This is a genomic window from Spongiactinospora sp. 9N601, from assembly GCF_044326295.1.
GTDB lineage: Bacteria > Actinomycetota > Actinomycetes > Streptosporangiales > Streptosporangiaceae > Spongiactinospora > Spongiactinospora gelatinilytica.
Map to the genome: position 1 here is coordinate 1 of NZ_JBIRBB010000022.1, position 22,287 is coordinate 22,287.

22 protein-coding genes and 1 tRNA gene are annotated in these 22,287 nt (G+C 69.1%); 12 read left to right on the forward strand and 11 right to left on the reverse strand.

Annotated elements, in window-relative coordinates:
* Nucleotides 1-494 precede the first annotated feature (494 nt).
* On the forward strand, nucleotides 495-1,679 hold the full coding sequence (locus ACH34R_RS37650; protein WP_397566370.1) for a D-alanyl-D-alanine carboxypeptidase family protein: 1,185 nt from the start codon (nucleotides 495-497) through the stop codon (nucleotides 1,677-1,679).
* 25 nt (nucleotides 1,680-1,704) lie between these two features.
* On the opposite strand, the gene mscL is transcribed toward ACH34R_RS37650, so the two are convergent.
* From mscL to ACH34R_RS37680, 6 genes are all read right to left on the reverse strand, one after another.
* The gene (gene mscL, locus ACH34R_RS37655; RefSeq protein WP_397566371.1) at nucleotides 1,705-2,106 is read right to left on the reverse strand and encodes a large conductance mechanosensitive channel protein MscL; all 402 of its coding nucleotides are present in this window, start codon (nucleotides 2,104-2,106) and stop codon (nucleotides 1,705-1,707) included.
* A gap of 72 nt (nucleotides 2,107-2,178) precedes the next feature.
* Complete coding sequence (gene cpaB / locus ACH34R_RS37660; protein WP_397566372.1) at nucleotides 2,179-2,823, reverse strand: Flp pilus assembly protein CpaB; 645 nt, start codon at nucleotides 2,821-2,823, stop codon at nucleotides 2,179-2,181.
* Nucleotides 2,824-2,867: 44 nt separating this feature from the next.
* Nucleotides 2,868-3,680, reverse strand: coding sequence for an S-methyl-5'-thioadenosine phosphorylase (locus ACH34R_RS37665; RefSeq protein ID WP_397566373.1), 813 nt, complete (start codon nucleotides 3,678-3,680; stop codon nucleotides 2,868-2,870).
* Nucleotides 3,681-4,212: 532 nt separating this feature from the next.
* Complete coding sequence (locus tag ACH34R_RS37670) at nucleotides 4,213-4,554, reverse strand: FmdB family zinc ribbon protein (RefSeq protein ID WP_397566516.1); 342 nt, start codon at nucleotides 4,552-4,554, stop codon at nucleotides 4,213-4,215.
* A gap of 138 nt (nucleotides 4,555-4,692) precedes the next feature.
* Nucleotides 4,693-6,201, reverse strand: a complete 1,509-nt coding sequence (locus ACH34R_RS37675) for a potassium/proton antiporter (protein ID WP_397566374.1) — start codon at nucleotides 6,199-6,201, stop codon at nucleotides 4,693-4,695.
* Nucleotides 6,202-6,269: 68 nt separating this feature from the next.
* Nucleotides 6,270-6,839 (reverse strand): 5-formyltetrahydrofolate cyclo-ligase, encoded by a 570-nt coding sequence (locus tag ACH34R_RS37680; protein WP_397566375.1) that lies wholly within the window; start codon nucleotides 6,837-6,839, stop codon nucleotides 6,270-6,272.
* Between the two features lie 24 nt (nucleotides 6,840-6,863).
* On the opposite strand from ACH34R_RS37680, the gene galU reads away from it, so the two are divergent.
* From galU to ACH34R_RS37715, 7 genes are all read left to right on the forward strand, one after another.
* Nucleotides 6,864-7,850: a UTP--glucose-1-phosphate uridylyltransferase GalU gene (gene galU / locus ACH34R_RS37685; protein WP_397566376.1), complete on the forward strand. Its 987-nt coding sequence runs from the start codon at nucleotides 6,864-6,866 to the stop codon at nucleotides 7,848-7,850.
* A gap of 25 nt (nucleotides 7,851-7,875) precedes the next feature.
* Nucleotides 7,876-9,084 (forward strand): gephyrin-like molybdotransferase Glp, encoded by a 1,209-nt coding sequence (glp, locus tag ACH34R_RS37690; protein WP_397566377.1) that lies wholly within the window; start codon nucleotides 7,876-7,878, stop codon nucleotides 9,082-9,084.
* Entirely contained in the window at nucleotides 9,081-9,551 is a 471-nt protein-coding gene (gene moaC / locus ACH34R_RS37695; protein WP_397566378.1) for a cyclic pyranopterin monophosphate synthase MoaC, read from the forward strand. Before glp ends, moaC begins: the two co-directional genes overlap by 4 nt.
* The gene (locus tag ACH34R_RS37700) at nucleotides 9,548-10,066 is read left to right on the forward strand and encodes a molybdenum cofactor biosynthesis protein B (protein ID WP_397566379.1); all 519 of its coding nucleotides are present in this window, start codon (nucleotides 9,548-9,550) and stop codon (nucleotides 10,064-10,066) included. Before moaC ends, ACH34R_RS37700 begins: the two co-directional genes overlap by 4 nt.
* Nucleotides 10,067-10,122: 56 nt before the next feature.
* Entirely contained in the window at nucleotides 10,123-10,767 is a 645-nt protein-coding gene (locus ACH34R_RS37705) for a GNAT family N-acetyltransferase (protein WP_397566380.1), read from the forward strand.
* A gap of 118 nt (nucleotides 10,768-10,885) precedes the next feature.
* The gene (locus ACH34R_RS37710) at nucleotides 10,886-11,548 is read left to right on the forward strand and encodes a hypothetical protein (RefSeq protein ID WP_397566381.1); all 663 of its coding nucleotides are present in this window, start codon (nucleotides 10,886-10,888) and stop codon (nucleotides 11,546-11,548) included.
* 75 nt (nucleotides 11,549-11,623) lie between these two features.
* A tRNA-Ala gene (locus ACH34R_RS37715) sits at nucleotides 11,624-11,697 on the forward strand.
* Between the two features lie 247 nt (nucleotides 11,698-11,944).
* Here ACH34R_RS37715 and ACH34R_RS37720 read toward each other — a convergent pair.
* Both ACH34R_RS37720 and ACH34R_RS37725 read right to left on the reverse strand, forming a co-directional pair.
* Nucleotides 11,945-13,633, reverse strand: a complete 1,689-nt coding sequence (locus tag ACH34R_RS37720) for a hypothetical protein (RefSeq protein ID WP_397566382.1) — start codon at nucleotides 13,631-13,633, stop codon at nucleotides 11,945-11,947.
* Between the two features lie 101 nt (nucleotides 13,634-13,734).
* Nucleotides 13,735-14,445, reverse strand: a complete 711-nt coding sequence (locus ACH34R_RS37725; protein ID WP_397566383.1) for a hypothetical protein — start codon at nucleotides 14,443-14,445, stop codon at nucleotides 13,735-13,737.
* 272 nt (nucleotides 14,446-14,717) lie between these two features.
* On the opposite strand from ACH34R_RS37725, the gene ACH34R_RS37730 reads away from it, so the two are divergent.
* Nucleotides 14,718-15,152 (forward strand): DUF6461 domain-containing protein, encoded by a 435-nt coding sequence (locus ACH34R_RS37730; protein ID WP_397566384.1) that lies wholly within the window; start codon nucleotides 14,718-14,720, stop codon nucleotides 15,150-15,152.
* 214 nt (nucleotides 15,153-15,366) lie between these two features.
* On the opposite strand, the gene ACH34R_RS37735 is transcribed toward ACH34R_RS37730, so the two are convergent.
* Nucleotides 15,367-16,200 (reverse strand): NAD(P)H-binding protein, encoded by an 834-nt coding sequence (locus ACH34R_RS37735; protein WP_397566385.1) that lies wholly within the window; start codon nucleotides 16,198-16,200, stop codon nucleotides 15,367-15,369.
* 73 nt (nucleotides 16,201-16,273) lie between these two features.
* Between ACH34R_RS37735 and ACH34R_RS37740 the strand changes: the two genes are divergently transcribed.
* A complete protein-coding gene (locus ACH34R_RS37740) occupies nucleotides 16,274-16,870 on the forward strand; it encodes a TetR/AcrR family transcriptional regulator (protein WP_397566386.1) in 597 nt (198 codons plus the stop codon).
* A gap of 439 nt (nucleotides 16,871-17,309) precedes the next feature.
* Here ACH34R_RS37740 and ACH34R_RS37745 read toward each other — a convergent pair whose 3' ends face one another.
* Nucleotides 17,310-17,849, reverse strand: coding sequence for a hypothetical protein (locus ACH34R_RS37745; protein WP_397566387.1), 540 nt, complete (start codon nucleotides 17,847-17,849; stop codon nucleotides 17,310-17,312).
* A gap of 17 nt (nucleotides 17,850-17,866) precedes the next feature.
* On the opposite strand from ACH34R_RS37745, the gene ACH34R_RS37750 reads away from it, so the two are divergent.
* Complete coding sequence (locus ACH34R_RS37750) at nucleotides 17,867-18,337, forward strand: hypothetical protein (RefSeq protein ID WP_397566388.1); 471 nt, start codon at nucleotides 17,867-17,869, stop codon at nucleotides 18,335-18,337.
* 399 nt (nucleotides 18,338-18,736) lie between these two features.
* On the opposite strand, the gene ACH34R_RS37755 is transcribed toward ACH34R_RS37750, so the two are convergent.
* On the reverse strand, nucleotides 18,737-21,673 hold the full coding sequence (locus ACH34R_RS37755) for a family 78 glycoside hydrolase catalytic domain (protein ID WP_397566389.1): 2,937 nt from the start codon (nucleotides 21,671-21,673) through the stop codon (nucleotides 18,737-18,739).
* Between the two features lie 86 nt (nucleotides 21,674-21,759).
* Between ACH34R_RS37755 and ACH34R_RS37760 the strand changes: the two genes are divergently transcribed.
* A complete protein-coding gene (locus ACH34R_RS37760; protein WP_397566390.1) occupies nucleotides 21,760-22,248 on the forward strand; it encodes a MarR family winged helix-turn-helix transcriptional regulator in 489 nt (162 codons plus the stop codon).
* Nucleotides 22,249-22,287: the final 39 nt, after the last annotated feature.

Sequence of the window (22,287 nt, forward strand, 5' to 3'; positions counted from 1 at the left end):
GGTTGTGGGGGTGGGGCCGGTGTTGGTGGGGGCGCCGGTGCATGCGGAGTTGAGGTATGGGCGGCGGGTACCGGGGCGGGTGGTGGCGCGGAAGGTGCGGGTTGTGGTGGATCGGCGTCGGGGGGTGGGGGGTTCGGTGCCGGCTGTTGTGGTCCGTAGGGGGGCCGATGAGGTTGGTAAGGCAGAGGAGAAGCGGGACGTCGGGGAGGGGCGGAGTGTGAGTGGGGAGGAGATGGTGGTCGACGGTGGGGTGGGGGTGGACGGGTGTCCTGAGGAGTGGCGGGATACGTGGATGTGGGAGGCATGTTTGGAGGGGGTGCAGGGGGTGGATTTGGGATAGATGTGCTGTTCGGGGTGGGGGTGTGGGTTGTGGGGTAAAGCGCGTGAACCCGGCAGGGGGATCTTTCCGGAGCATTACCGCTGGGGCGACTCCGCCCCGGGCACCCGTCGAGCTGTAGTAACGTGCGTGCCTGGCTCAGGTCACAAGTTCGCAAATGGAGGAGTCGAAGGTGCCATCTCCTCGATCGGCGGGCCTGATCGTGGCGTTCGCGGTGTTGATTTCGCTGTTGCCTGGGGCGACCGGCCAGGCTGCGGTGAAGGAACCGCTTCCGGAGGAGAGTGCCACGCCGGGGGTCTCGATCAAGGTCGGCGATCAGTTGCAGGTGGAGGTGGCCGGTCCTGCCGGCCGTACGGTGCCGGGGTCCGCGTTACGGCCGGATCCGAAGAATCTCGCCGAGCTGCGCAAACAGGCGGAGCTGGCCGCGCGGGATCTGGAGGAGGCCACGAAGGCGCTGGAAACGCGGCGGGCGCAGGTCAAGGAGGCGGACAAAGGGCTGACGGCGAAGCTGCGCGAACTGCATCGGGCGGATCGTGCGCTGGCGGAGGTACGGCAGCCGCTGTCGGATCTGGTGCAGCTCCTTTACCAGCAGGCGAGCGGCGGGGAGATCGCGCCGTTCGTTAGCGGGCGGTCGGATGAGGCGAGCCTGCGTGCGATGTCCAGTGTGTCGCAGCTTGTGGCGCAGCGGGATCAGGTGGTCGCGGATACGGGGCGACTGCTCGAAGGGCGGCAACGGCTGGCGGCCGAGGCGCAGGAACTGCGGTCGGACAAGCTGCTCGGCGAGGCGCAGATGGCGGTGGAGATCGACGTACTGCGCAAGCGGTCCGACAAGGTCGTGAAGTCGCTGACGCAGGCGCTGGTGAAGCTGGGCATCAAGATCGACAAGGTTGGGCGGGCGGCGCTGGCCTGTGACCCGACGAAGATCAAGTCAACGGACGACTTCCCCAACGGGCTGATTCCGGGCGCGTACCTCTGCCCGTTGCAGCAGAAGGGGCAGGAGTTGCGGGCGGACGCGGCGATCGCGTTCGTCAGTTTGAGTGAGGCGTACCGCAGGCAGTTCGGCAAGCCGATCTGTGTCACCGACAGTTACCGGAATCTGGCCGAGCAGCAGTCGATCTACTATCGGCGGCCGGGGTTCGCGGCGGTGCCGGGGCGCAGCAACCACGGCCTCGGGCTGGCGGTGGACCTGTGCGGTGGGGTGCAGATCTCGGGGTCGGCGCAGTTCAGGTGGCTGGAGGCGAACGGGAAGCAGTATGGGTGGATTCACCCTAAGTGGGCGTACAGCAGCCCGTTCGAGCCGTGGCACTGGGAGTACGACCCCAAGGTGGGGTCGGTGCTGTAGTGGATGGGGGGCCGGGTTGGGGCCGTCAGTCGGCCGGGGTGAGCTGGACTGTGCAGAAGGCGCAGCGGGTGGCGGCTTTGGGCACCTCCGAACGGCATTCGGGGCATTCGCGGGTGGTGCTGACCTCGGCGCGGCGGAAGCGGGCGCTGAGCCGTTCGTACGGTGAGACCACCAGGAAGTAGACCACGGCGGCGACGATGGCGAACGAGATCAGGGCGTTGATGAACTCGCCGTAGCGGAAGACGGACTCGCCGACCGTGAGGGTGAGGCCCTTGAAGTCGGGCAGGCCGCCGAAGGCGGAGATCAGCGGGGTGAGCAGGTCTTCGACGAACGAGTTGACGATCGAGGTGAAAGCGGCGCCGATCACCACGGCGACGGCGAGCTCGATGACGTTGCCGCGCATCAGGAACTTCTTGAACCCGCTCATGTGGCCTCCCGGTTGACTGAGTGTTGGTTGGGCGGGGCGCAGTATATTACTCTCCGTATTTGCGTGATCGCCTCATGGGCGCCGCCGTGGCCCGATCGTGATGGAGAGACGCCCGCCGCTCTGGGCCGCCGCGAGCTCGGCGGCTTGTGCCGAAGTGGTGGCGAGCACGATCAGCGCTCCGCCGCCCGAGTTGGCCGATGAGGTGGCGGCGCGCTTGTGGGTGGTGATCACGCGGACGTCGTCGGCGACCGTCTGGGCCGGTGAGGCGGTGGCCGTGCCGTCCTGTCCCCAGCCGGTGCCGGCGGCGAGGACGTCGATCGTGTCGCCGGGGGCCAGCAGGGCGGCCGCGTCGGCGTCGGCGATGCGGACCGGAGTCGCGACGGTGCCCGGCGGGTGGGCTGCTACGAGGGCGGGGCCGACCAGGCGGACGTCGGTCAAGGGCTCGCCTTTGCGCATGGGGGAGGCGAGGATCTTGCCGGTCGCGGCGGCGGGAGGGTGGATGACCCCCGTGGGGACGGCTTCGGCGGGGAGGGCGAGTGGGGTCAGGTCGCCTGGAGCGAGGGGGCCGCTTTGGAGGTCGCGGGCGGCGGCGAGGACGCGCACGGTCTCGGGAGGCGTCGGGGCGAGCACGGTGAGGGCGCACGTGACCGCCACGGCGACCAGGGAACTGGCCACGAGGCGCCGGCGTCGTACGAGCGCGCGGATCACGGGGGGCATCGGAGAACTCTCCAGGCGATGGGTGGGTGGGGTGAGGTGGGGCTTCAGGGCAGCTCGAAGGGGAGCTTGATGCCGTCGAGGGCGTGGCCGCAGGGGCAGGCGCGGTCGTCGGGGAGGGCGCGAACGGTGTCGGCGACCAGGGAACGCATGCGGGCGATGTTGGCCGCGAAGACGGCGAAGACCTCTGCCTGGGTGACGCCCTGGCCGGTCTGCACCCCGGCGTCGTGGTCGGTGACGAGCGAGACCGAGGTGTAGCAGAGGGCGAGCTCGCGGGCGAGAATGGCCTCGGGGTGGCCGGTCATGCCGACGATGGTCCAGCCGTTGGCGGCGAACCAGCGGGACTCGGCGCGGGTGGAGAACCGGGGGCCTTCGATGACGACGAGGGTGCCTCCGTCGACGGAATCCCAGCCGGAGGCTTTGGCGCAGTCGACGGCGGCCGAGCGGCCGGTGGGGCAGTAGGGGTCGGCGAAGGGGACGTGGACGGCGCCTCCGGTGTCGTAGTAGGTCTGCTCGCGGGTGGTCGTGCGATCCACGAGCTGGTCGGGGATGACCACGACGCCTGGGCCGTGCTCGGCCCGGAGCGAACCGACGGCGCTGGGGGCCACGATCTGGCGGACGCCGAGGGAGCGTAGCGCCCACAGGTTGGCACGGTAGGGGATGCGGTGCGGCGGGAAGCGGTGACCGCGGCCGTGGCGGGGCAGGAAGGCGACCGTGCGGGAACCGATCTTGCCGACGGTCACGACATCACTCGGTGGGCCGTAGGGGGTCGTCACCTCGACTTCTTCCGCGTCGCTGCGGTCGAAGAGCGAGTAGAAACCGGAGCCGCCGATTACGCCGATCTGTGCTCGATTGACCATGCGGCGACATTAGCCCGTTGGCTCGCGGGCGCAGGGGGCCGAACGCCGTTCTGTGGATAAGGCGGAGCCGGCTGGGGCGGTGGCCTGTGGAAAACTCGCGGCTGCTGCTGGGGGGACAGGGAAGGAGAGGTAGGGCGGCAGGGAGGCGACATGCGTGGCAGTGGCAGTGGCCCCGGGCCGTTCTGCTGGATGGGGCGGCGACAGATTGCTGCTATCGCGGCTGTTCACCACCAGGGGCCGATGGGTTTCGGGGGGCGCGCAGGCAAGGGGTTTGCCCGGTTTGGGCTGGAGACGCTGTGTCGCCGTGGCCCTGTGGAAGGCCGTCTTGGGGCGCGGAGTAGTGGGCCACCCGGTGTTCAGGAGCATGGGGGCCGAGGTGCTGGTCGGCGGGCAGTCGCCGTAGGGCGCTCCGGCTTTGGTGTCGCCTCAGGTGCCTGGGAGGCGACGCGGGATGGTGGCAGACGGCGGCCTCGCCGTGGGCTCAGCGCAGGGCGGCTACGTCGCCTCGGGGTCGAGGAGGCGGCGTGGGCCGCTAGGAGGAACTGGTGGCCGTCACCGGGGTGCTGGGCTTGGGGGTGTCGGCGCTCTTGGTGGAACCGCTGTCGGACGACGACTTGTCCGAGCTGGAGCCGCCCTCGCTCTTGCCCTCGGACCCCGACTTCGAAGACGACGCGGGAGCCGTACTGGAGGTGCTCGAAGAGCGGCTGTCGGTGCGGTAGAACCCCGAGCCCTTGAACACGATGCCGACCGCGGAGAACACCTTGCGCAGTGCGCCGTTGCAGGTGGGGCACTCCGTGAGTGCGGAGTCGGTGAACTTCTGCACGACCTCGAACTGCTCTTGGCAGGCGGTGCAGGCGTACTGGTAGGTGGGCACGCGCTCCTCCTCTGTGATCCGCATCGGTTGGCACTCTGCCGACGCGACTGCTAATGGTACGCAGCCGACAAGCTTAAACGCCACTTGGCGGCGCGCAATTCCGGGTGACTTGACCGACTTCGCCCCGTGACCAGGTACTCAGGAGGCGCCACTTTCCCCGAACCAACCGGCGAGTTTGCCGCGGCGGTTGACCGCGCGGAGGCGGCGTTCGACGGCGTCCCGGCAGGCGGCGGTGGTGACGACGAGCAACTGGTCGTCCTGGCGGATGCGGGTCGTGGCGGACGGTACGAAGCTGCGCCCCTCCCGGACGATCAGGGTCACAGCCGCCCCGGACGGCAGGCGTAGTTCAAAGATCTCCACACCCTGCAGCAGCGACGTCGGCGGCACCTTGATCTGCAACAGGTCGGCGTTGAGTTCTTCGAGCGGGGCTGCCTCGACTTCGAGGTCGAGGGCCTCGGCGGGGGCGCTCACCTTCAGCAGCCGGGCCACCAGCGGCAGGGTCGGCCCCTGGACCAGCGTCAGGACGATCACGATGATGAAGACCTCGTTGAACACCGCCTCGGCCTCGGTCACCGCCGCCGCCCACGGGATGGTGGCGAGGACGATGGGCACCGCGCCCCGCAGTCCGGCCCAGGACAGGAACACCTGCTCGCGCCAGCTCAGCCGGTCGATCCCGGCCAGCCGTACCAGAGCCGCCGACACCACCACCGACGCCGGCCGCGCCACCAGGAGCAGGGCCACGCCGGCCACCAGGCCGGGGACGATCGCGGAGGGCATCTCGGTCGGGCTGGCCAGCAGGCCGAGCATGACGAACAGGCCGATTTGGGCCAGCCAGGCCGCGCCTTCCGCGAAGCCGCGGGTGGCCGAGCGGTGCGGGAGGCGGGTGTTGCCGAGGATGAGCGCCGCCAGGTACACGGCCAGGAATCCGCTGCCGTGCTGGATCGCCGCGCCGCTGTAGGCGACGAGGGCCAGGGCCAGTACCGCGATGGGGTAGAGGCCGGAGGCGGGCAGGGCGATGCGCCGCAGGGCGTACGACCCCACGGGCCCGACCAGGAGGCCCACGGCGACTCCGACGCCCAGTTCGTAGGTCGCCTCCCCGATGAACTCCCACAGCCCCGGAGTGGGCACCTTGGCGACGCTGAGGAGTGCCACCGCGATCACGCAGGGCGCGTCGTTGAAGCCGGACTCGGCCTCCAGGATCCCGGCCAGGCGCGGCGGCAGCGGCAGGCGGCGCAGTACGGAGAAGACCGCGGCGGCGTCCGTGGAGGCCAGGATGGCGCCCAGGAGCAGCGCCGTACGCCAGTCGGTGTCCAGCGCCCCCCGGATGGCCAGCGCGAGCACCACGATGCTCACCGTCACGCCCACGGTCGCCAGTACCGCGGCCAGCGGCACGGCACGACGTACGTGGCTCCAGGACGTCGTCAGCCCGCCCTCGGCCAGGATCAGCGCCAGTGCGGACAGGCCGACCTGCTGGGCGAGTTCGGCGTTCTCGAACGGGATGCCGAGCACGCCGGATTCGCCGAGCAGCAGGCCGAGGCCGAGGAAGATCAGCAGGCTGGGCAGGCCGCTGCGGTGGACGATGCGTACCGCGACGATCGCCGCGATGACCACGCCGGCCCCGAGAAGCAGCCAGATATCGAGCTCCACCTGGCTCCCCTCTCGGCCCCGCGCCTCCTATTCACTGGTGGGAATATTGTGCCCTATGAGGCCGGAAATCACCTGAGTGCGATGATCCCGGACGGCATGGCCGCGTACCGTACGCGTTGGTCATGTGACTCCGCGGGCACGCCCTCGATCAGCTCCCCATCGTGCAGCAGCGCGACAGTGGGCACGTTGGGTCCTACCCGCGCGAGGGCCCTGTCGTAAGATCCCCCGCCTCTGCCCAGCCGTACACCTGTCTTCTTGTCCACCGCCAGGGCGGGCACTATGACGAGCGCGGCCGTACGTATCGCGTCCACCCCGCGCCGCACGTCGACCGGCTGCATGATCCCGTAGCGGCCGGGCTCCAGGGAGTCGGGCCCGTCGTACACGGCCCAGTCGAGGTCGTGGTCGGCACGCAGGACCGGCAGGATCACCGTCGCGCCGTGCTTCCACAGCGCGAACACCAGCCCGTGCGTCTGCGGCTCCTCGCCGGTGGACCAGTAGCAGGCCACCAGGCCCGCCATCTGCACCCACGGGCGGTCCATCAGGCTCTCGCGGACGGCCGCCGCACCGGCGCGGCGTCCGGTTTCGGACATGGACCGACGCGCCGCGACGATGGTGCGCCGCAGCATCCGTTTGTCCACAGCTCCTCCACTAGGGTTTCCTCCATGGCTGACATCGCTGACAAGGCTGACATCGCCACCAACGCTGACATTGCCACTGACATCGCCGCCAACGCGGGCAAGGCCGACCACGACGCCGCAGGTGACGTCGTGACGAGGGCCGTCGTCCCCGCGGCGGGCCTGGGAACCAGGTTCCTTCCGGCTACCAAGGCCACGCCCAAGGAACTGCTGCCCATCGTCGACAAGCCAGTGATCCAGTATGTCGTCGAGGAAGCGGTGTCCGCAGGGTTGAGCGACGTGCTCATGGTGACAGGCCGTACCAAGCGTCCGCTGGAGGACCACTTCGACCGTGCGATCGAACTTGAAGGCGCTCTGGAGGCCAAGGGCGACAAGGAGAAGCTCGCGCTGATCCGTCAGTCCGACGATCTCGCGGCGATCCACTACGTGCGCCAGGGGACGGCCCTGGGGCTCGGGCATGCCATCCTTTGCGCGAAGCAGCACGTGGGCGAGCATCCGTTCGCCGTACTGCTCGGCGACGACATGATCGACGAGCGCGACAAGCTGCTCGAGCGGATGCTCCAGGTCCGCAGCGAGTACGGCGGCAGCGTGATCGCCCTGATGGAGGTGCCGAGGGAGCAGGTGTCCATGTACGGCGTGGTCTCCATCGCGCCCACGGACGAGGACGACGTCGTCAAGGTCACCGACCTGGTGGAGAAGCCGCCGGTGGACGAGGCCCCGTCCAACTGGATCATCATCGGCCGCTATGTGCTCGACCCGACGGTGTTCCCGGTCCTGGAGAAGACCCCTCCGGGACGCGGCGGGGAGATCCAGATCACCGACGCCCTTCAGGAACTCGCCCGGCGCGACAGGTCCGAGGGCGGGCCCGTGCACGGCGTCCTGTTCAGGGGGCGGCGGTACGACACCGGGAACAAACTCGACTATCTGCGCACGGTGGTGCAGTTCGCCGCTGAGCGTCCCGACCTCGCCCCAGAGTTCGTACCCTGGCTTCGTGAGTTCCTCCGAGACCGCTGAACGATCAAGGGGAAGGACGGCCGGCATGAGATCGGTGGACGAGCACCTCGCCGAGATCCTGGCGACCGTACGCACCCTCGCGCCGCTCGAAGTGGAGCTGGAGCGGTCGCTCGGCACCACTTTGGCGGAAGATGTCACGACACCGGTGGAGTTGCCGCCCTTCGACAACTCCGCCATGGACGGCTACGCCGTGCGCTCCGAGGACGTCCGGCGGGCCGCCCAGGAGAGCCCGGTCACGTTGCCCGTGATCGATGACGTGGCCGCGGGCGACGGCGCGCTCTACGCGGTGGGGCCGGGCCACGCCGTGCGGATCATGACCGGCGCCCCGATGCCCGCGGGCGCCGACGCCGTCGTGCCGGTGGAGTGGACCGACGGTGGCAAGACCTCGGTCGCGATCACCCGGCCCGCGCCCGCGGGGCACGCGATCCGCCGGGCGGGCGAAGACGTTCACAAGGGCGAGGTGGTGCTGCGCGCGGGCATGCACATCGGCGCGGCCCAGCTCGGCATCCTGGCGGGCGTGGGGCGGCGCAGGGCGCTGGTACGGCCGCGTCCGCGGGTCGTCGTGCTGTCCACGGGCGCCGAGCTGGTGGAGCCGGGTTCGATGCTCGGCGCGGGCCAGATCTGGGACTCCAACAGTTTCACGCTCACCGCCGCCGTCCGTGAGGCGGGCGCGGACGGCTTCCGCGCCGGGGTCGTGCCCGATGACGCCGCGGTGTTCCTCGACCAGCTCGACGCGCAGCTCGTCAGGGCCGATGCGGTGATCACCAGCGGCGGGGTCTCGATGGGCGCGTACGAGCCGGTCAAGGAGGCCCTGGGCCCGCTCGGCACGGTCGGGTTCCAGCGGGTGGCGATGCAGCCGGGCATGCCGCAGGGCTTCGGGGTGGTCGGTGACGACGAGGTGCCGATCTTCGCGTTGCCCGGCAATCCGGTCTCGTCGTTCGTCTCGTTCGTCCTTTTCGTACGGCCGGCGCTGCGCAAGATGCAGGGCCTGCCGCCGGAGACCGCGACCGTGCGGGCCACCACCGCGACCGCCCTGCGCTCGCCTCCGGGCAAGCGCTCGTTCCTGCGCGCCACGCTCGCCTGGAGCCCCGACGGCGCCGCGGTGGCCTCCCCGGTGCGGGGCCAGGGCTCCCACCAGCTCGCCGCCCTCGCCGCCGCCAACGCGCTCGTGGTGGTCCCTGAAGACGTCACCGACCTTCCCGAGGGCGCGGCCGTGGAGGTGATCCCGCTGTGAGCAAGCTGACACATCTGGACGATTCGGGCGCGGCCCGCATGGTCGACGTCTCGGCGAAGGACGTCAGCGCCCGTACGGCCCGCGCGGCCGGCCGGGTACTGCTGTCCGCCGAGGCCGTCGCGATCCTGCGGGCGGGTGAGGTGCCGAAGGGCGACGCGCTCGGTGTGGCCAGGATCGCCGGGATCATGGGGGTGAAACGGACACCCGACCTCATTCCGCTCTGCCATCCGATCGCCGTCCACGGGGTCGAGGTTTCGCTCACCGTCGTCGACGAGGGCGTGGAGATCGTCGCGACCGTCAAGACCGCCGACCGCACCGGGGTCGAGATGGAGGCGCTCACCGCCGTCTCGGTGGCCGCGCTGGCGCTGATCGACATGGTCAAGGCCGTCGATCCGGCCGCCGTGATCAGCGACGTCCGGGTGGAGGAGAAGACCGGCGGCAAGACCGGCGTCTGGACCCGCCCATGAAGACCCTGCTGAAGGCCCTGGTGATCACCGTGTCGAACCGGGCCGCCGCCGGGGTTTATCCGGACAAATCCGGTCCGCTGCTGGCGTCCCTGCTCGCCGGCGACGCCGGCTGTGACACGGTCGACGGCCCCCGCGTGGTGCCCGACGGAGAGCCCGTCGAGGCGGCCCTGCGGGCGGGCCTGGCGGAGGGCTACGACGTGATCGTCACCACTGGGGGCACCGGGCTGACCCCGACGGACCTCACGCCCGAGATGACCCGGCGCGTCCTCGACCGCGAGGTTCCGGGCATCGCGGAAGCCGTACGGCAGGCAAATCGCGACAAAGTGCCTGCATCCGTGCTCTCGCGTGGGCTCGCTGGGCAAGCCGGGCGCACTCTTGTGGTGAATCTTCCTGGTTCGTCGGGAGGCGTCCGGGACGGCATGGCCGTACTGGCCCCGATCCTGCGGCACGCCGTCGAGCAGATGCACGGCGGCGACCACCGGCGACCACCGGCGACCACCGGCGACATGAGGTGACTGGTCCGGCATGAGCGGGGATGCGGCCTCGTGCCGCTAGGGGGGATGATGGTGATGTGGATCGACTTCGCGGCTGGCCGGCAGTCCTGACCGAAGGGCCGGTGGGGCTCCGGCCGTTGCGCCTGCGCGACGTGCGGGCCTGGCGGGAGACGCGCTTGCGCAATGCCGACTGGCTGCGCCCGTGGGAGCCGAGCAACCCGGAGACGCCGCTGTTTCGCACCGGTCTGGGTCCTTATATCTCGATGACCTCCACGCTGCGCAGGGAGGCCAGGCAGGCGCTGGCGATGCCGTGGGTGGTGACCTATCAGGGGGCCTTTGCCGGACAACTCACCATCGGGGCGATCGTGTGGGGTTCGGCGCGTTCCGCCCAGGTCGGCTACTGGATCGACGGGGCCCTCGCCGGGCGCGGGATCATTCCCACGGCGTTGGCGATGGCCGTCGATCATTGTTTCTTCACCTCGGGCCTGCACCGGCTGGAGGCCAACATCCGCCCGGAGAACCAGGCCAGCCGGCGGGTCGTGGAGAAGCTCGGATTCCGCGAGGAGGGCATCCGCCGCCGTCAGCTCCACATCGACGGCGCCTGGCGGGATCACATCTGCTACGCGATCACCGTCGAGGACGCCCCCAGAGGGCTTCTGGTCCAGTGGAGGAGAGCCAGGGAGTCGGCCGCGCATGGTGGCCCTCCCCATGAAGAGGTTTGACGATCTCGCGACACACCGCACCGAATGCTCGTCAATTAGTGACACGCGGTCTTACGGTGCGTGACGTGAGCACATCGAAGACGCCAAGAGTCCCCAGGCGTCTTCATGCTGCCCGGGGGTGGACGTGAGCAGCGCCCTCCTTTATGTCGCCATCGTGCTCATGTGGCTGGGCGTACTGATCCCGATGTGGCTGCGCCGCGACAAGGGCGACCTGGTGGAGCCGCGTGACCTGGGCGTTCACGACGGCGCCGGTGAGGAGTACACCGGCCCGATCATGACCGCGCCCGCCGCTGCGGAGTCGCTCGATTCCGCTGAGTCGCTTGAGGCCGGCGAGGCCGATGAGGCCGCTGAGACTTCTGACGCCCCGGTCGAGGCGGACACCGCCGTCGAGCCGCCACCGGCCGCCGACCTGCGCCGCGCCGCCCAGCGCCGCCGCGCCATCGTGGTCGCCACCCGCCGCCGGCGGCTGTTCTGGTGCGCCCTGCTCATCCTCGCCTCGGTGATCACCGCGGCGGTCCGGGTCATCCCATGGTGGGGGGTCGCCCCGTCCGCCCTGCTCACGCTGGGCTACCTGGCCGTACTCCGCACCGCCGTACGACTGGACAGAGAACACGCCCGCCACGCCGCCGAGGCCCGCGCCAGACGCGCCCACGCCCGCCGCCGCGCCCTCGACCTCGCCGCCCAGCAACCCCAGGCCGAGATCATCGACCTCACGGCCCACCAAACCGACGAGATCTTCGACCAGTACGCCGACCCACCCCGCCGCGCCGTGGGCGACTGATCTCGGCTCCACCCGTGCATCATCGGGCCGATGGCGCGAGAAACCCCAAGTGTTTGCTAACCTAGTCGAGTCTTTGGGGCTGTAGCGCAGTCCGGTAGCGCACCTCGTTCGCATCGAGGGGGTCAGGGGTTCAAATCCCCTCAGCTCCACCCAGGGCCGTTCTTGAAATGGCGGAGTTGAAGTTGACGGGATCCCGTCTGATCTTGGTGATCGGGCGGGATCTCGTCGTTTCAGAGGGTTCCAAGTTGCGTTCGGGCGTCTTTGGGGCCGGTGTGGTGGGTGCCGCGGAAGGCTCGGGTGGTGTCAGGCCGCTGGAGGAGCACAAGAATCGCGCCGCTGGACATGGCGAAGCCTGTGGCTGGCGAGATGCTGTGTGCTGACTTTCCGATTTGTTGCCTAAGGTCCGGGTGGCGGTTTCCCTGCCGGGATCGGCGGGTCGGCGACCTCTTGGCTGCCGAGTTCGGTTGTGATGTCGCTTGGAGCGGGTTCGGGTTGGTGGGTGTGCCGCCAGGCGTCGAGAAAGTTGTCGTTGGCGACGGTGACGATGAGCGCGATGAGCAGCGTCTGGGCGACGCGGCCGTGTGCGGGCCGGTTCTTGGGCTCGCCCAGGTCGAGATCGAAGCTTTTGAGCCGCCCGTTGATCCCTTCGGTATTGGCGCGGACGGCGCGGTAGGTTCCGGCCCAGGCCGGGGTCAGGTAGGGCAGGTCCTGACGGAACTTGTCCAGGTGGCCGAGATCGCCGGGGTGCAGGGTGATGGTCTGCTGGCGGCAGACCTTGGGCTGATCTCCAGGACGCTGGTCGCGGAGTGGGGGCAGGGTGCGGGGTTTGGCCGAGGGGTGGGCGGCCCGCCGGCGGGCGTCGGCCAGATCGATGGCCGCCGGTCGGCTGCTCTGGCGGTGGTGGAGCCGTTCGAAGCGAGGGCAGGTGATCGAGGGCGAGGTGCCTGCGGCCGGGCATTGGAGCCGGATCGCCTGCTGGGCGTTGGGGCCTTGCTTGTGGTGGAGAAAGTAGGGCTGGCGCGCGGCGATCAGGGCGCTCAGCTCGTCGTCGGGGGTGCGGGCGGCTGCGTCGTTCAGGCCTGTGGTGGCTTGTGCGAGCCGGTCGGGAATCAGTGGGCAGGCCAGGGTGCCGTCGATGAGCAGGGCGCCGTGGGCGCTGCCCTGGATGCCGCGCTGGTCTTGCTTGTAGTCCAGGACGAGTTGGTAGCCCAGGGCGCGGGCGGGCCGGGCGAAGTGATCGGCGGCTTGGTCGGTGTAGGCGCGGTCCACCGCGGCGAACCGGGCCGGCAGGCCGAGGCCGGCCAGCGAGGTCAGGGTGGTGATGGCGTTGGCGCCGATGCCTTTGTGCGGGGTGTCGACCACCAGGCCGAGTGCGAGCTGGGGGAAGGCGGCGGTGAGGGCGCGGGGGCGGGCGGCGACGGTGAGGGTGGCGCTGTGGCCGAACTGCGGAGGGCCCTCTCCGGCCGAGTAGTGCCAGCCGGCGGTGATCTCGGTGGATGCCAGGCCCTTGTTCAGGCGGGGCGGACGGGTCAGGGTCGGCGCCGCGGTGGTGTCGATGCCGATGTCTCCGGCGAAGCTGCGCAGGTAGCCGCGGCCTTTGGCCCGGCGGACAGGGGTAAGGACGAGCGCGGTGACGATCTGCTGCAGCACCTGGCGCTTGCGGGCGTGGCCGACATCGTCGTCCTCCCAGGCCGTGGCGAGGTGGTCGGCCTGGTGCTGGGGCAGGCGGGCGCGCCGGCCGTGGCGGGCTGGATCCAGGATGGTGGTGAGCCGGTCGAACGCGCGATAGAAGCGCCGGGAGGCGGCCAGGCAGGCGTGCGGATCATCGGCGTCGATGTCGGCCGGGTCCATTCCGAGATGGTGGCGGGCGGCAGGGGAGAGGGAGAAGGCGGCGATCTGCCAGGCGTCACCGAGGACGGCCTTGCCGGTGTAGTGGATCAACAAAAGCAGGCAGGTCAGGGCTGCGCGGATGGGCAGCCCCGCTGGGCCTGGCCGGACGCCGAGTTCGGTGTCGATGAGCGGAAAGATGCCGGAGTCGTCCAGCAGGCGCGCGTAGTGGTCGGCGACCGCGTCCGGGATGCGCAACGCCTGCCGGGCGGGTGGCTTGGGCCGGGCCGACCTTGCCCGGCCGGTGCGCGGGCGCCAGGCTGTGCGACGGGCGCGCCGGGTAGGGCGGCGCGGTGTACTCACTGCGCTTGGCCGCGCAGCAGCGCGATGGCGGCCTGCTCATCGAGGGCGGGGACGAAATGCTGGTAGCGGGCCAGCGCGGATGGGCTGAGCCCGGCCGCGGCGGCGACCAGGCCGGCGTCGATCCGCGCGCTGAGCAGGTCGACGATCCAGCAGGCGCGCAGCCTGCGGGCCGACAGAGCGGGCAGGCCACCGGTGGGTCGATGCCGGGCGGTCCAGGCGTTGAGCAGGTTCTTGGCCGCGGGCGTAGTGCGGTGGGGCCGGAACAGGAACGCTTCGCCCGCGGTCTGGGCCGCCTCAGCCAGGTGCTGCTCCCAGGCGGCGCGAGCGACGACCAGCCGGTCCGCGGCGGGAACCGCGATGACGACCGCGCCGGAGGGCAGGCGGCGCAGGTGATGGCCGCGGGCGGCGGCCAGCTCGCCGGGGGACAGCCCACAACCGCCCGCCAACGCCATGAACGTCAGTGCGTCGGCACGGGTTTGACCGGTCAGTTGTTCGGCCCAGGCGCGCAGGGCGGCCAGATGCCCCGGCGAGTACGGGGCCGACACGCCGGCCGGGGCCTTCATCGGCGGGGGTTGCTGTTCGCCGCGTTCCAGCCAGGCCAGGGTGGCGCGCATGTGCCGCAGCCAGGCCCGGTAGGTCTGTGCCGAGCGGGGAGCCAGGTCGGTGCAGCCGGTGAGGACGAAGGCGTCGATGGTCTCGTGCCGCAACCAGACTTCCGGGTCATCCGGCAGGCCGGTGCGGTGACACCACAGGGCCAGCCGGGCGGTGGCGTGCAGCAGCCGCTCGGCCCCGTAGGGGCTGCGGTTGCATGAGCACTACCGGCAACTCCACTCCAGCCACGTATGGCTGGACGTGGCCATGTGCTGGACGGTAGTGGTTCCGGACAGCGGACGAGCATTCAGTCTGGGACCAGACCGCCGCCCAGCTCGGCGGGGACGCGCCACACCAGCTCCACGAGCCGGCACTACCCCGTGCCGTCATGCTCCCCTACGACACCGACTATCCCGTGCTCGTCGATCGGTGCGGTCCGGCCACCATGCTCCTGGAGCAGGACTACCTCGGATCTACCCCCGCCGTACTGCGGCGGCTCAGCCGGCGAGCCCGGGCATACAGCGCCTGGTGGAGTGTCAACGCCCACAATCGGCTGAGCTTCGCAGCCGGAGGCGAGCTCATCCTGGCAATCGACGCGCTCTTCCCCGGCCGCCCGGAAGATCATGCCGGTATCGGCCGATGGCCTGAACTGCAGGCGATGACGGACTTCTTCGTCGACTTCGAGGAACGCGACCAGCACTACGACTGGCAGGCCGCCATGCTCGCGGTCATCGACCAGACCACAGGGGCAAGACTGACCGGCGAGTGGCTGGCACAACCACACCCGTACATAACAGTCCGCATGCCCGACGCGGCACACTGAACCCCTGAGCGCTCGGCTGGGAAACGAGGGAAGCGATCTTTGTCAGGGCGTCATCGTCGCTGCTCAACCACACTCGTGAACGCCCCACCCAGGGCCGTTCTTGAAACGGCTGGACTGAAGTTGACGGGATCCCGTCTGATCATCGCGATCAGGCGGGATCTCATCGTTTCCGGGTCGGTGAGGTCGCGGGCGGACAGCGTGGCAGGCGGTGGCGTCAGCGGAAGGCAGCGACGTTGCGCTTGGCCCAGTCGGCGAAGGTGCCGGGTGCGCGGCCGAGGATCTTCTCGACATCGGGGCTGACGGTCTGTTCGCGGAGGGTTGGGGTGCCGAGAATGTCCAGGGTGGTGTCGGCCACCGGGGCAGGCATGAAGGTGAGCATCTGGGCGCGGGCCTCCTCTGGGGTCTGGTCGATGAAGGTGACGGGCTCGCCGATGGCCTCACCGAGGGCGGCTGCGCGCTGGCGTGGGGTGGTCAGCATGGGGCCGGTCAGTTCGTAGATCGCTTTCGCGTGGCCCTGCTGAGTCAGGACGGCGGCGGCCACGGCGGCGATGTCATCGGGATCGATCACCGGGAGTCCTACTTCGCCGAAGGGCGCGGCGGTCGTGCGATTCGCCTTGATGGACGGCGCCCAGGCGTAGGCGTTGGAGGCGAAGCCGCCGGGACGCAGGATGGTCCACTCGGCACCGGAGTCCATGACCGCCTGCTCGAAGGCAGCGCCGACCTGGCCGTGGGACACGGAGTCCGGGCGGGTGGCCACCCCCTGCGAAGAGAGCAGGACGATCTTGCCCGCGGCGGCGAGCGGGGCGACGACTCGAGCGGGGTCGCCAGTCATCGCCAGGTCTCCGCCGACCAGCAGGAAGACCGCGTTCGCCGCGGAGGGGAAGCCGGCGAACGGCTGTGCGAGGTCGGCGGCGATCACGCGTACGCCGGATGGCACATCGGTCTGGGCGATGCGGCGGGAGACGGCGGCCACCTCGTGGCCCTGCTCGGCGAGGATGCGGACCAGCGTGCGGCCGACGTTTCCGGTGGCGCCCGTAACAACGATCATCAGACGTTCCTTCTTAGTTAGTTGGCTGACTGAAAAGGAACGTAGCACAGAATCGCGACATATAGTTAGTCAGGTGACTGACTCTCAGGGATCCACCCGGAGCCGTACGGCTGGCGCCAAGCGGCAGCGGCTCATGCGGGCCGCCGCCGAAGTCGTACACCGGCAGGGAGCCGAGCGCACCACCATCGCCGACATCGCGCGCGTGGCAGATGTCCCCGTGGGCAACGTTTACTACTACTTCAAGACCAAGGACGAGCTCGTCGCCGCCGCGCTGTCGGAGCACGCGCGGCAACTGCAGCTGCTCACCGACCACCTGGACCGGCTCCCTGACTCCCGCGAGCGCCTCAAGGGCTTGATCGAGGCATGGGTGGGCCAGCGCGACCTCGCCGCCCGGTACGGCTGCCCGACCGGCACGCTCGCCGTCGAGCTGGACAAACGCGACGAGGGTGGCTTGGATGTCGAGGCGGGCAGGGTCATCCGGCTGCTGCTCGCCTGGGTGGAACACCAGTTCCGCGAGCTGGGCCAGCCGGAACCCGACGGCCTGGCGCTAACGCTGGTGAGCGCCTATCAGGGCATGTCCCTGATGGCCAACGCCCTGCGGGACCCGGCTGTCATGGACCGAGAGGGCGCCCGCCTGCTCGCCTGGCTCGACTCCTTGGAAGCCGCCTGAGGCCGCCGCGCCGTACCTCTCACTCAACAGCTACGGCGGAGCGGCGCGCTCAGCCATGGCCGGCGTCGCGTCCGTGACCGTGACAGGCTCCGCGAATCGCGGACGGGAACAACGGGAAACGATCACGTCGGGTTCGGGAAGCGATCTTCCAAGGCCAGCATTTCCGCAGATCACACCCTCTCGTGAACGCCCCACCCAAAGGCCGTTCTTGAAACGGCTGGACTGAGATTGACGGGATCCCGTCCGATCACCTGAATCGGACGGGATTTCGTGTTTTCCGAGGCCTTCGGATCGTTGGGCGGGTCGGTTCCGGCTCATGTGGCGTTCGAGGCGAGGGGCGCTGGTGGTGTTGAGCCGCTGGAAGCACGTGGAGGACTGGCGGCCGGGCGTGCGGGACAGGTCGGTCGGAGTAGTGCTGTCCGGTTATCAGCTCAGCGGATCACGCGTCTGGTGGTGGTCTTCCGGAAGCTGCCCGCGGGTCCGGGTCGGTGTCTTGTTCAGTGAATGCGTAGGTGTCCTCAGGCGGAGGTTCGCGGTGGCCGTGGGCTTGCCGCCAGGCGAGCAGGATGAGCTCGTTGGTGATGGCGACCATGATCGCGGTGAGCAGGGTCCGGGCCACGCGGCCGTGGGCGAGGCGGTTCTTGGGGTCGCCGAGATCGATGTGGTGGCCCTTAACGCGGCCGTTGATGCCTTCGGTGTCGGCCCGGATGGGCTTGTAGGCGTCTTGCCAGGCCGGCGTCAGGTAGTGCGGGTCTTGGCGGAGCTTGTCCTTGGCGCCGAGGTCGTCGGGGTGCAGGGCGATGGTGGTCCGCGTGCAGATGTGCGCTGGGTCGCCCTTGCCTCTGGAGGGCCGGATGGGTTCGCCGGCGGGCAGGAGGATGGTCGGCTTGGCGGCGCGTTGGCGGGGTTGGTCAGGTCTACGGGGATGGCGGTTGAAGCGGGGCAGGTCACCGAGGGGGAGGTGCCGGCGGCTGGGCATTGCAGCCGGATGCGCCCGTGGGCGTCGGCGCCTTGCTTGAGCTTGAGCCAGTAGGGTTCGCGGACGGCGATCAGCCGGATGAGCTGCTCGGGCGGGGTGCGGACGGTCTGGTCGTCCAGGCCGGTGGTGGCGCGGGCCAGCCGCTCGGGCATCAGCGGGCAGGCCAGGTTGCCGTCGATGAGCAGCGCGCCATGGATCTCTCCTTGGACGCCGCGCCGCTCCAGCTTGTAGTCGAGAACCAGCTTGTAGCCCAGGGCGCGGGCTGGGCGGGCGAAGTGATCGGCGGTCTGGTCGGTGTGGGCGCGGTCGACGGCGAGGACACCGACCGGCAGGCCGAGTGGGAGGAAGCCCTGCAAGGCGGTGATCGCGTTCGCGCCGATGCGCTTGTGCGGGGTGTCGACGGTCACGCCGAGCGCCAGCTGCGGGAAGTTTCCGCGAGTGGCGCGGGGTTGACCGGCCGGTGGGCGTGCGGATCGCCTCCCGCGTGAAGCCATCCGCTTGGCCGATGGTCGCGTCGGTGGCCGCGGGAGTTCGGGATCAACGCCAGGACCCGGGGCAACCGGGTGAACCGGCATCGGACCGCGCCCGGCGAGACCGAGCAGTCGGTCGCCGGGCCAGGCCGGTACGGGTACGAGTGCGGGTGCGGGTACGAGTGCGGGTACGAGTGCGGGTGCGGGTGCGGGTGCGGGTGCGGTGCGAGAGTTGGTGCGGGACCTCGCGCCGCGTAACGCCGGTTGCGCCCTCGGCGTGTCCCCTTCTTCGTGATCTTCCGCATGCGGCCCCTGACCTCCAGAGTCGGTCTTCGGCCACGCCGCCCGTCCGCGTACGGCCTCCATCGATCGGCGCGTGTCAGTACGCGGGCCGAGGTCGAGCGGATGACCTCGGTCCTAACGGGCGGTGAAAGTCCAAGATCCGGATCCGACCCGGTATCTGGCGCTGATGTGGTCGCGGTCCAGGAAGCTGGACGCTTCGGGGGCCGTTACCGCCGCGGCAGGGTGGTGCAGCGGTAGGACGACAGTGGCGATCGTGTTGACCGGGATGGTCACCGCCAAGGTGAACTCCTCCTCGTCCACCTCGGAACTCGCTCCGCGACGCGCCTGCCGTACCCAATGACTTGTGATCTCACCGCGTACCGTCCGCAGGCGACCTTCCACCTCGTCCAGAGTCCCCACCACGGCTGGAGCGATGATGATCTCTTCGAAGGCGGACGTGCCCGGGGCCGCCTGGATGCCCGCGAGGCTGCTCGTGAACCAGGCGTCGATGTCACCCAGGATGTTCAGATCCGGCACCCCTTCGGTGCCCGACCAGTCCCAAGATTCCGGTATCGAGGTGGCGCCCTTGCTGAGCCAATGTCCATAACCGGGGTAGGTAGTCCGCGTAACGGCGTCGTAGAGCAGGTCGTCGCGTCCGGCGGCGGCGAGGACGCGGATCACGGCCGGCAGGGCGATCATGCCCACGGTGAGGTGACCGTCGGCACGGCGGATACTCGTGGTCAAGTGCTCCAGTACGCGGTCACGCTCATCGCCGGGCGGTGCCTGCATGTCGAGTGCGAGCGCGTCGGCGGCCTGAGAACCGGTTGCGTAGGTGAACTCGCCGGGCCGGTAGAAGGCTCGATTGAAGGCTTCGACGATTGAACGCGCCTTGTTCCGGTAGTGCCCTGCCTCGTCCTCGCGGCCCAGCGCCTCGGCGATCCTGGCCATCGCCACGGCGCTGCGCCAGTATCCCCACGTGGCTGTCAGACTGGCCGGCGTGAAATGCTCCTTGTCGGGGTCGAAAGGGTTCTGCCAGTGCTGGCCGGGATAGAGCCAGTCGCCGAAGTAGCCCTCCGCGAATGTGCCGCCGGGATAGATGCCGTCGGTCTCCCGGGATTCCAGGTAACGGAAGTAACGTTCCATGGCGGCGAAGTGCCGGCGGGGTGTCGTGGTGTCACCGTAGTGGGCAAGAGCTTGATCCGCCTGCAGGAGCAGGGCGCCGCTCCAGTTGGGGTCACCTACGTACCAGAAGTCGGTTGGATTGGGAACGACCCCTGGCAGATCGCCGTCTGCCCGCTGGGCATCGGTGATGTCGCGCGCCACCGCTTGGGCATATGAGGCAAGGCCGTAATTGCGGGCATACCACTCGAAATGCACCGATACGGCCCAGCCTGCCTTCTCCCGATTCGGATCTGACGGCATGGCCGGACCGAGCATGCTGCTGCGCACGCTCCGGTTCGCGATCCGGTGAATGTCGTTGAGCAGCTGACTGGATGAGCGAAAGAATCCGGTCCGCAGGTTCGCCGCATGCAGGACGACCCCTGTGATGGTCTGCTGGACCGGTTGATCCGCGAGGCCGTGAACCTCCAGGTAACGGAATCCGTGATAGCTGAAACGAGGATGCCACACTTCCTCGCCGACACCGGAAAGCGTGTAGTGATCGGCGACCTTGCCGGTCGAGGTCCAGCCGATCATGCCATTCTGATCGACCGTTCCGTCGCTGTTGAGATACCAGCCGGGATAGAGGGCCACACGTTGCCCCGCGGGCCCACTGACCCGGATCTCGGGCCAGCCGACGAGGTTGGTTCCGAAGTCGAAGACGTACACGCCAGGTGCGACCTCGTGGATGGACACGGGTTCCAGTCGTTCCTGGGCGCGGATCGGGGGCTCGAATTGAGCGCTCAGCATGGCCGGCGCGGAACCTGCGACCTCGGCGTACCGCCATGATGACAGGTCGCCGGTCGGCAGATCCCAGTCGATCGGCCACCTGCGGGCGTCGTAGTCCTCGCCGCCGTAGTAGCCAGAGAACTCGATCGGCCCCTCGATCACCCGCCACGAAGGGCCGCTTGAGATATGTTCGACGCCGCCGTCCGCATAGCTGATCTCCAACTGCGCGATCACCTTCGGCTCGCCACTGAGGCGGATCGGATCGCCCTTCTCCACCCCCGTCTCCCAGGTGACCGAGGCCCAATAGCGATCCTTCTTCTCCGGCACGTTGAACAGCCCGTTGCCGACGATCACACCGAGCCGATTCTCCCCGGCGCTCAGCCCGCCGGTGACATCGTAGGTCCGGTAGAGCGCTCGCCTGTCGTAAGCCGTGGCACTCGGCGTCAAGAGATCATCACTCACCTTGACGCCATTGAGGCGGGCCTCGAACAGCCCCAGTCCGCCGACATACAGCCGTGCCTTGGCAACCGGACGGTCAGGGTCCACCACGAAGGGCGCGGCGAAGAGGGGCATGGGGCCCGCCGGAGCCGGGTCGACGATCCATTCCGCGGTCCAGTCGGCCACCTCCAGCAGGCCCATCTCCCAATATCCGACCGGGCTCCAGTCAGACAGGACGCCGTCGTCGGTCCATACCCGAACCTGCCAGAACGCCTGGTCTCGCGAGGACAGCGGCCGGCCCTCGTAGACGATGTCGAGTTGGCGGTCGGATTCGATCTTCCCGGTGTCCCACAGATCGGGCTGCTCCTGGTTGAGAAGTCCACCCGTGGACGCCGCCCTGATCTGGTAGGCGACCTGTCGGACCGCCTGCCGAGTCGAATCGAGCCGCCACCCAAGAGCGGGAACGCGATCGTCGATGCCGATGGGGCCCTCGGTGAAGTTGGTGGTCAGCTCTGAAACGCTGCACATACGGATCGATCCTTTCCGAATGTCGTGTCGCACGTTTGTTTGAATAGAGGTCAATGCACGTTTACGAGCCGCGCGCCGAGGTCGGCCCTGATCGGGAGCATGGCGACGTCCGGGATGGTGACGGTCGAGCAAGTCCGCGATGCTGGTTGGCGAGATCACGACGGGCGTGATCGCGTGGGTGTGGTCCGTGAGGGTCGGGTTGGATGTCTCGATGGACACCGATGCCCTCGGGTCGTCGGTTGACGGGATAGCATATTTGCCTTAGCAATAAAGCATCTTATCGACTAAGATAATCTGGAGGACGGATGAGTGTCAAGCCGCGTAACGAGGAGGAAGGCACGCTCCCCGACCGGATCGCGCTCGCGATGACCGATCTGGCGGGCGCCATGGGGCGACTGAACGACCTGGTCGCGCAGCGGATCGGGGTCGGGACCTCGGACCTGCTGTGCCTGCACACCCTCGGCAGGGAGGGGTCCAGCACCGCGGGCACACTCAGCGCGCGCCTCGGCAGGACGACTGGTGCCATCACCCAGATGATCGACCGGCTGGAGAGAGCGGGGTATGTCCGGCGCAAGCCGGATCCGGAAGACCGTCGCAGAGTCGTGGTCGAGGCCGTGCCCGAGTCGCTCGGCAAGATCGCTGCGCTCTATGTCGGTGTGGACGCGCGCAGTCGCCGCCTTATGAGCCGATTCACCGCCGAACAACTCGACGTCATCCACGTTTTCCTCAACGAGAGCCGCCAGATCATGGTCGAGGAGTCCGACTCGTTGACCGGCGATGACAGGACCAGGTGAGCGATATGAAGGACGAATCCAGCGTGACGCATCGGCGGC

What these genes read in the sequence shown, in the direction of transcription:
- ACH34R_RS37650 (WP_397566370.1), top strand. Translation starts at nt 495, where the DNA reads ATGGAGGAGTCGAAGGTGCCATCTCCTCGATCGGCGGGCCTGATCGTG.
- mscL (WP_397566371.1), bottom strand. Translation starts at nt 2,106, where the DNA reads ATGAGCGGGTTCAAGAAGTTCCTGATGCGCGGCAACGTCATCGAGCTC.
- cpaB (WP_397566372.1), bottom strand. Translation starts at nt 2,823, where the DNA reads ATGCCCCCCGTGATCCGCGCGCTCGTACGACGCCGGCGCCTCGTGGCC.
- ACH34R_RS37665 (WP_397566373.1), bottom strand. Translation starts at nt 3,680, where the DNA reads ATGGTCAATCGAGCACAGATCGGCGTAATCGGCGGCTCCGGTTTCTAC.
- galU (WP_397566376.1), top strand. Translation starts at nt 6,864, where the DNA reads ATGGCTGACATCGCTGACAAGGCTGACATCGCCACCAACGCTGACATT.
- glp (WP_397566377.1), top strand. Translation starts at nt 7,876, where the DNA reads ATGAGATCGGTGGACGAGCACCTCGCCGAGATCCTGGCGACCGTACGC.
- ACH34R_RS37700 (WP_397566379.1), top strand. Translation starts at nt 9,548, where the DNA reads ATGAAGACCCTGCTGAAGGCCCTGGTGATCACCGTGTCGAACCGGGCC.
- ACH34R_RS37730 (WP_397566384.1), top strand. Translation starts at nt 14,718, where the DNA reads ATGCTCCCCTACGACACCGACTATCCCGTGCTCGTCGATCGGTGCGGT.
- ACH34R_RS37735 (WP_397566385.1), bottom strand. Translation starts at nt 16,200, where the DNA reads ATGATCGTTGTTACGGGCGCCACCGGAAACGTCGGCCGCACGCTGGTC.
- ACH34R_RS37745 (WP_397566387.1), bottom strand. Translation starts at nt 17,849, where the DNA reads ATGCCCAGCCGCCGGCACCTCCCCCTCGGTGACCTGCCCCGCTTCAAC.
- ACH34R_RS37760 (WP_397566390.1), top strand. Translation starts at nt 21,760, where the DNA reads ATGAGTGTCAAGCCGCGTAACGAGGAGGAAGGCACGCTCCCCGACCGG.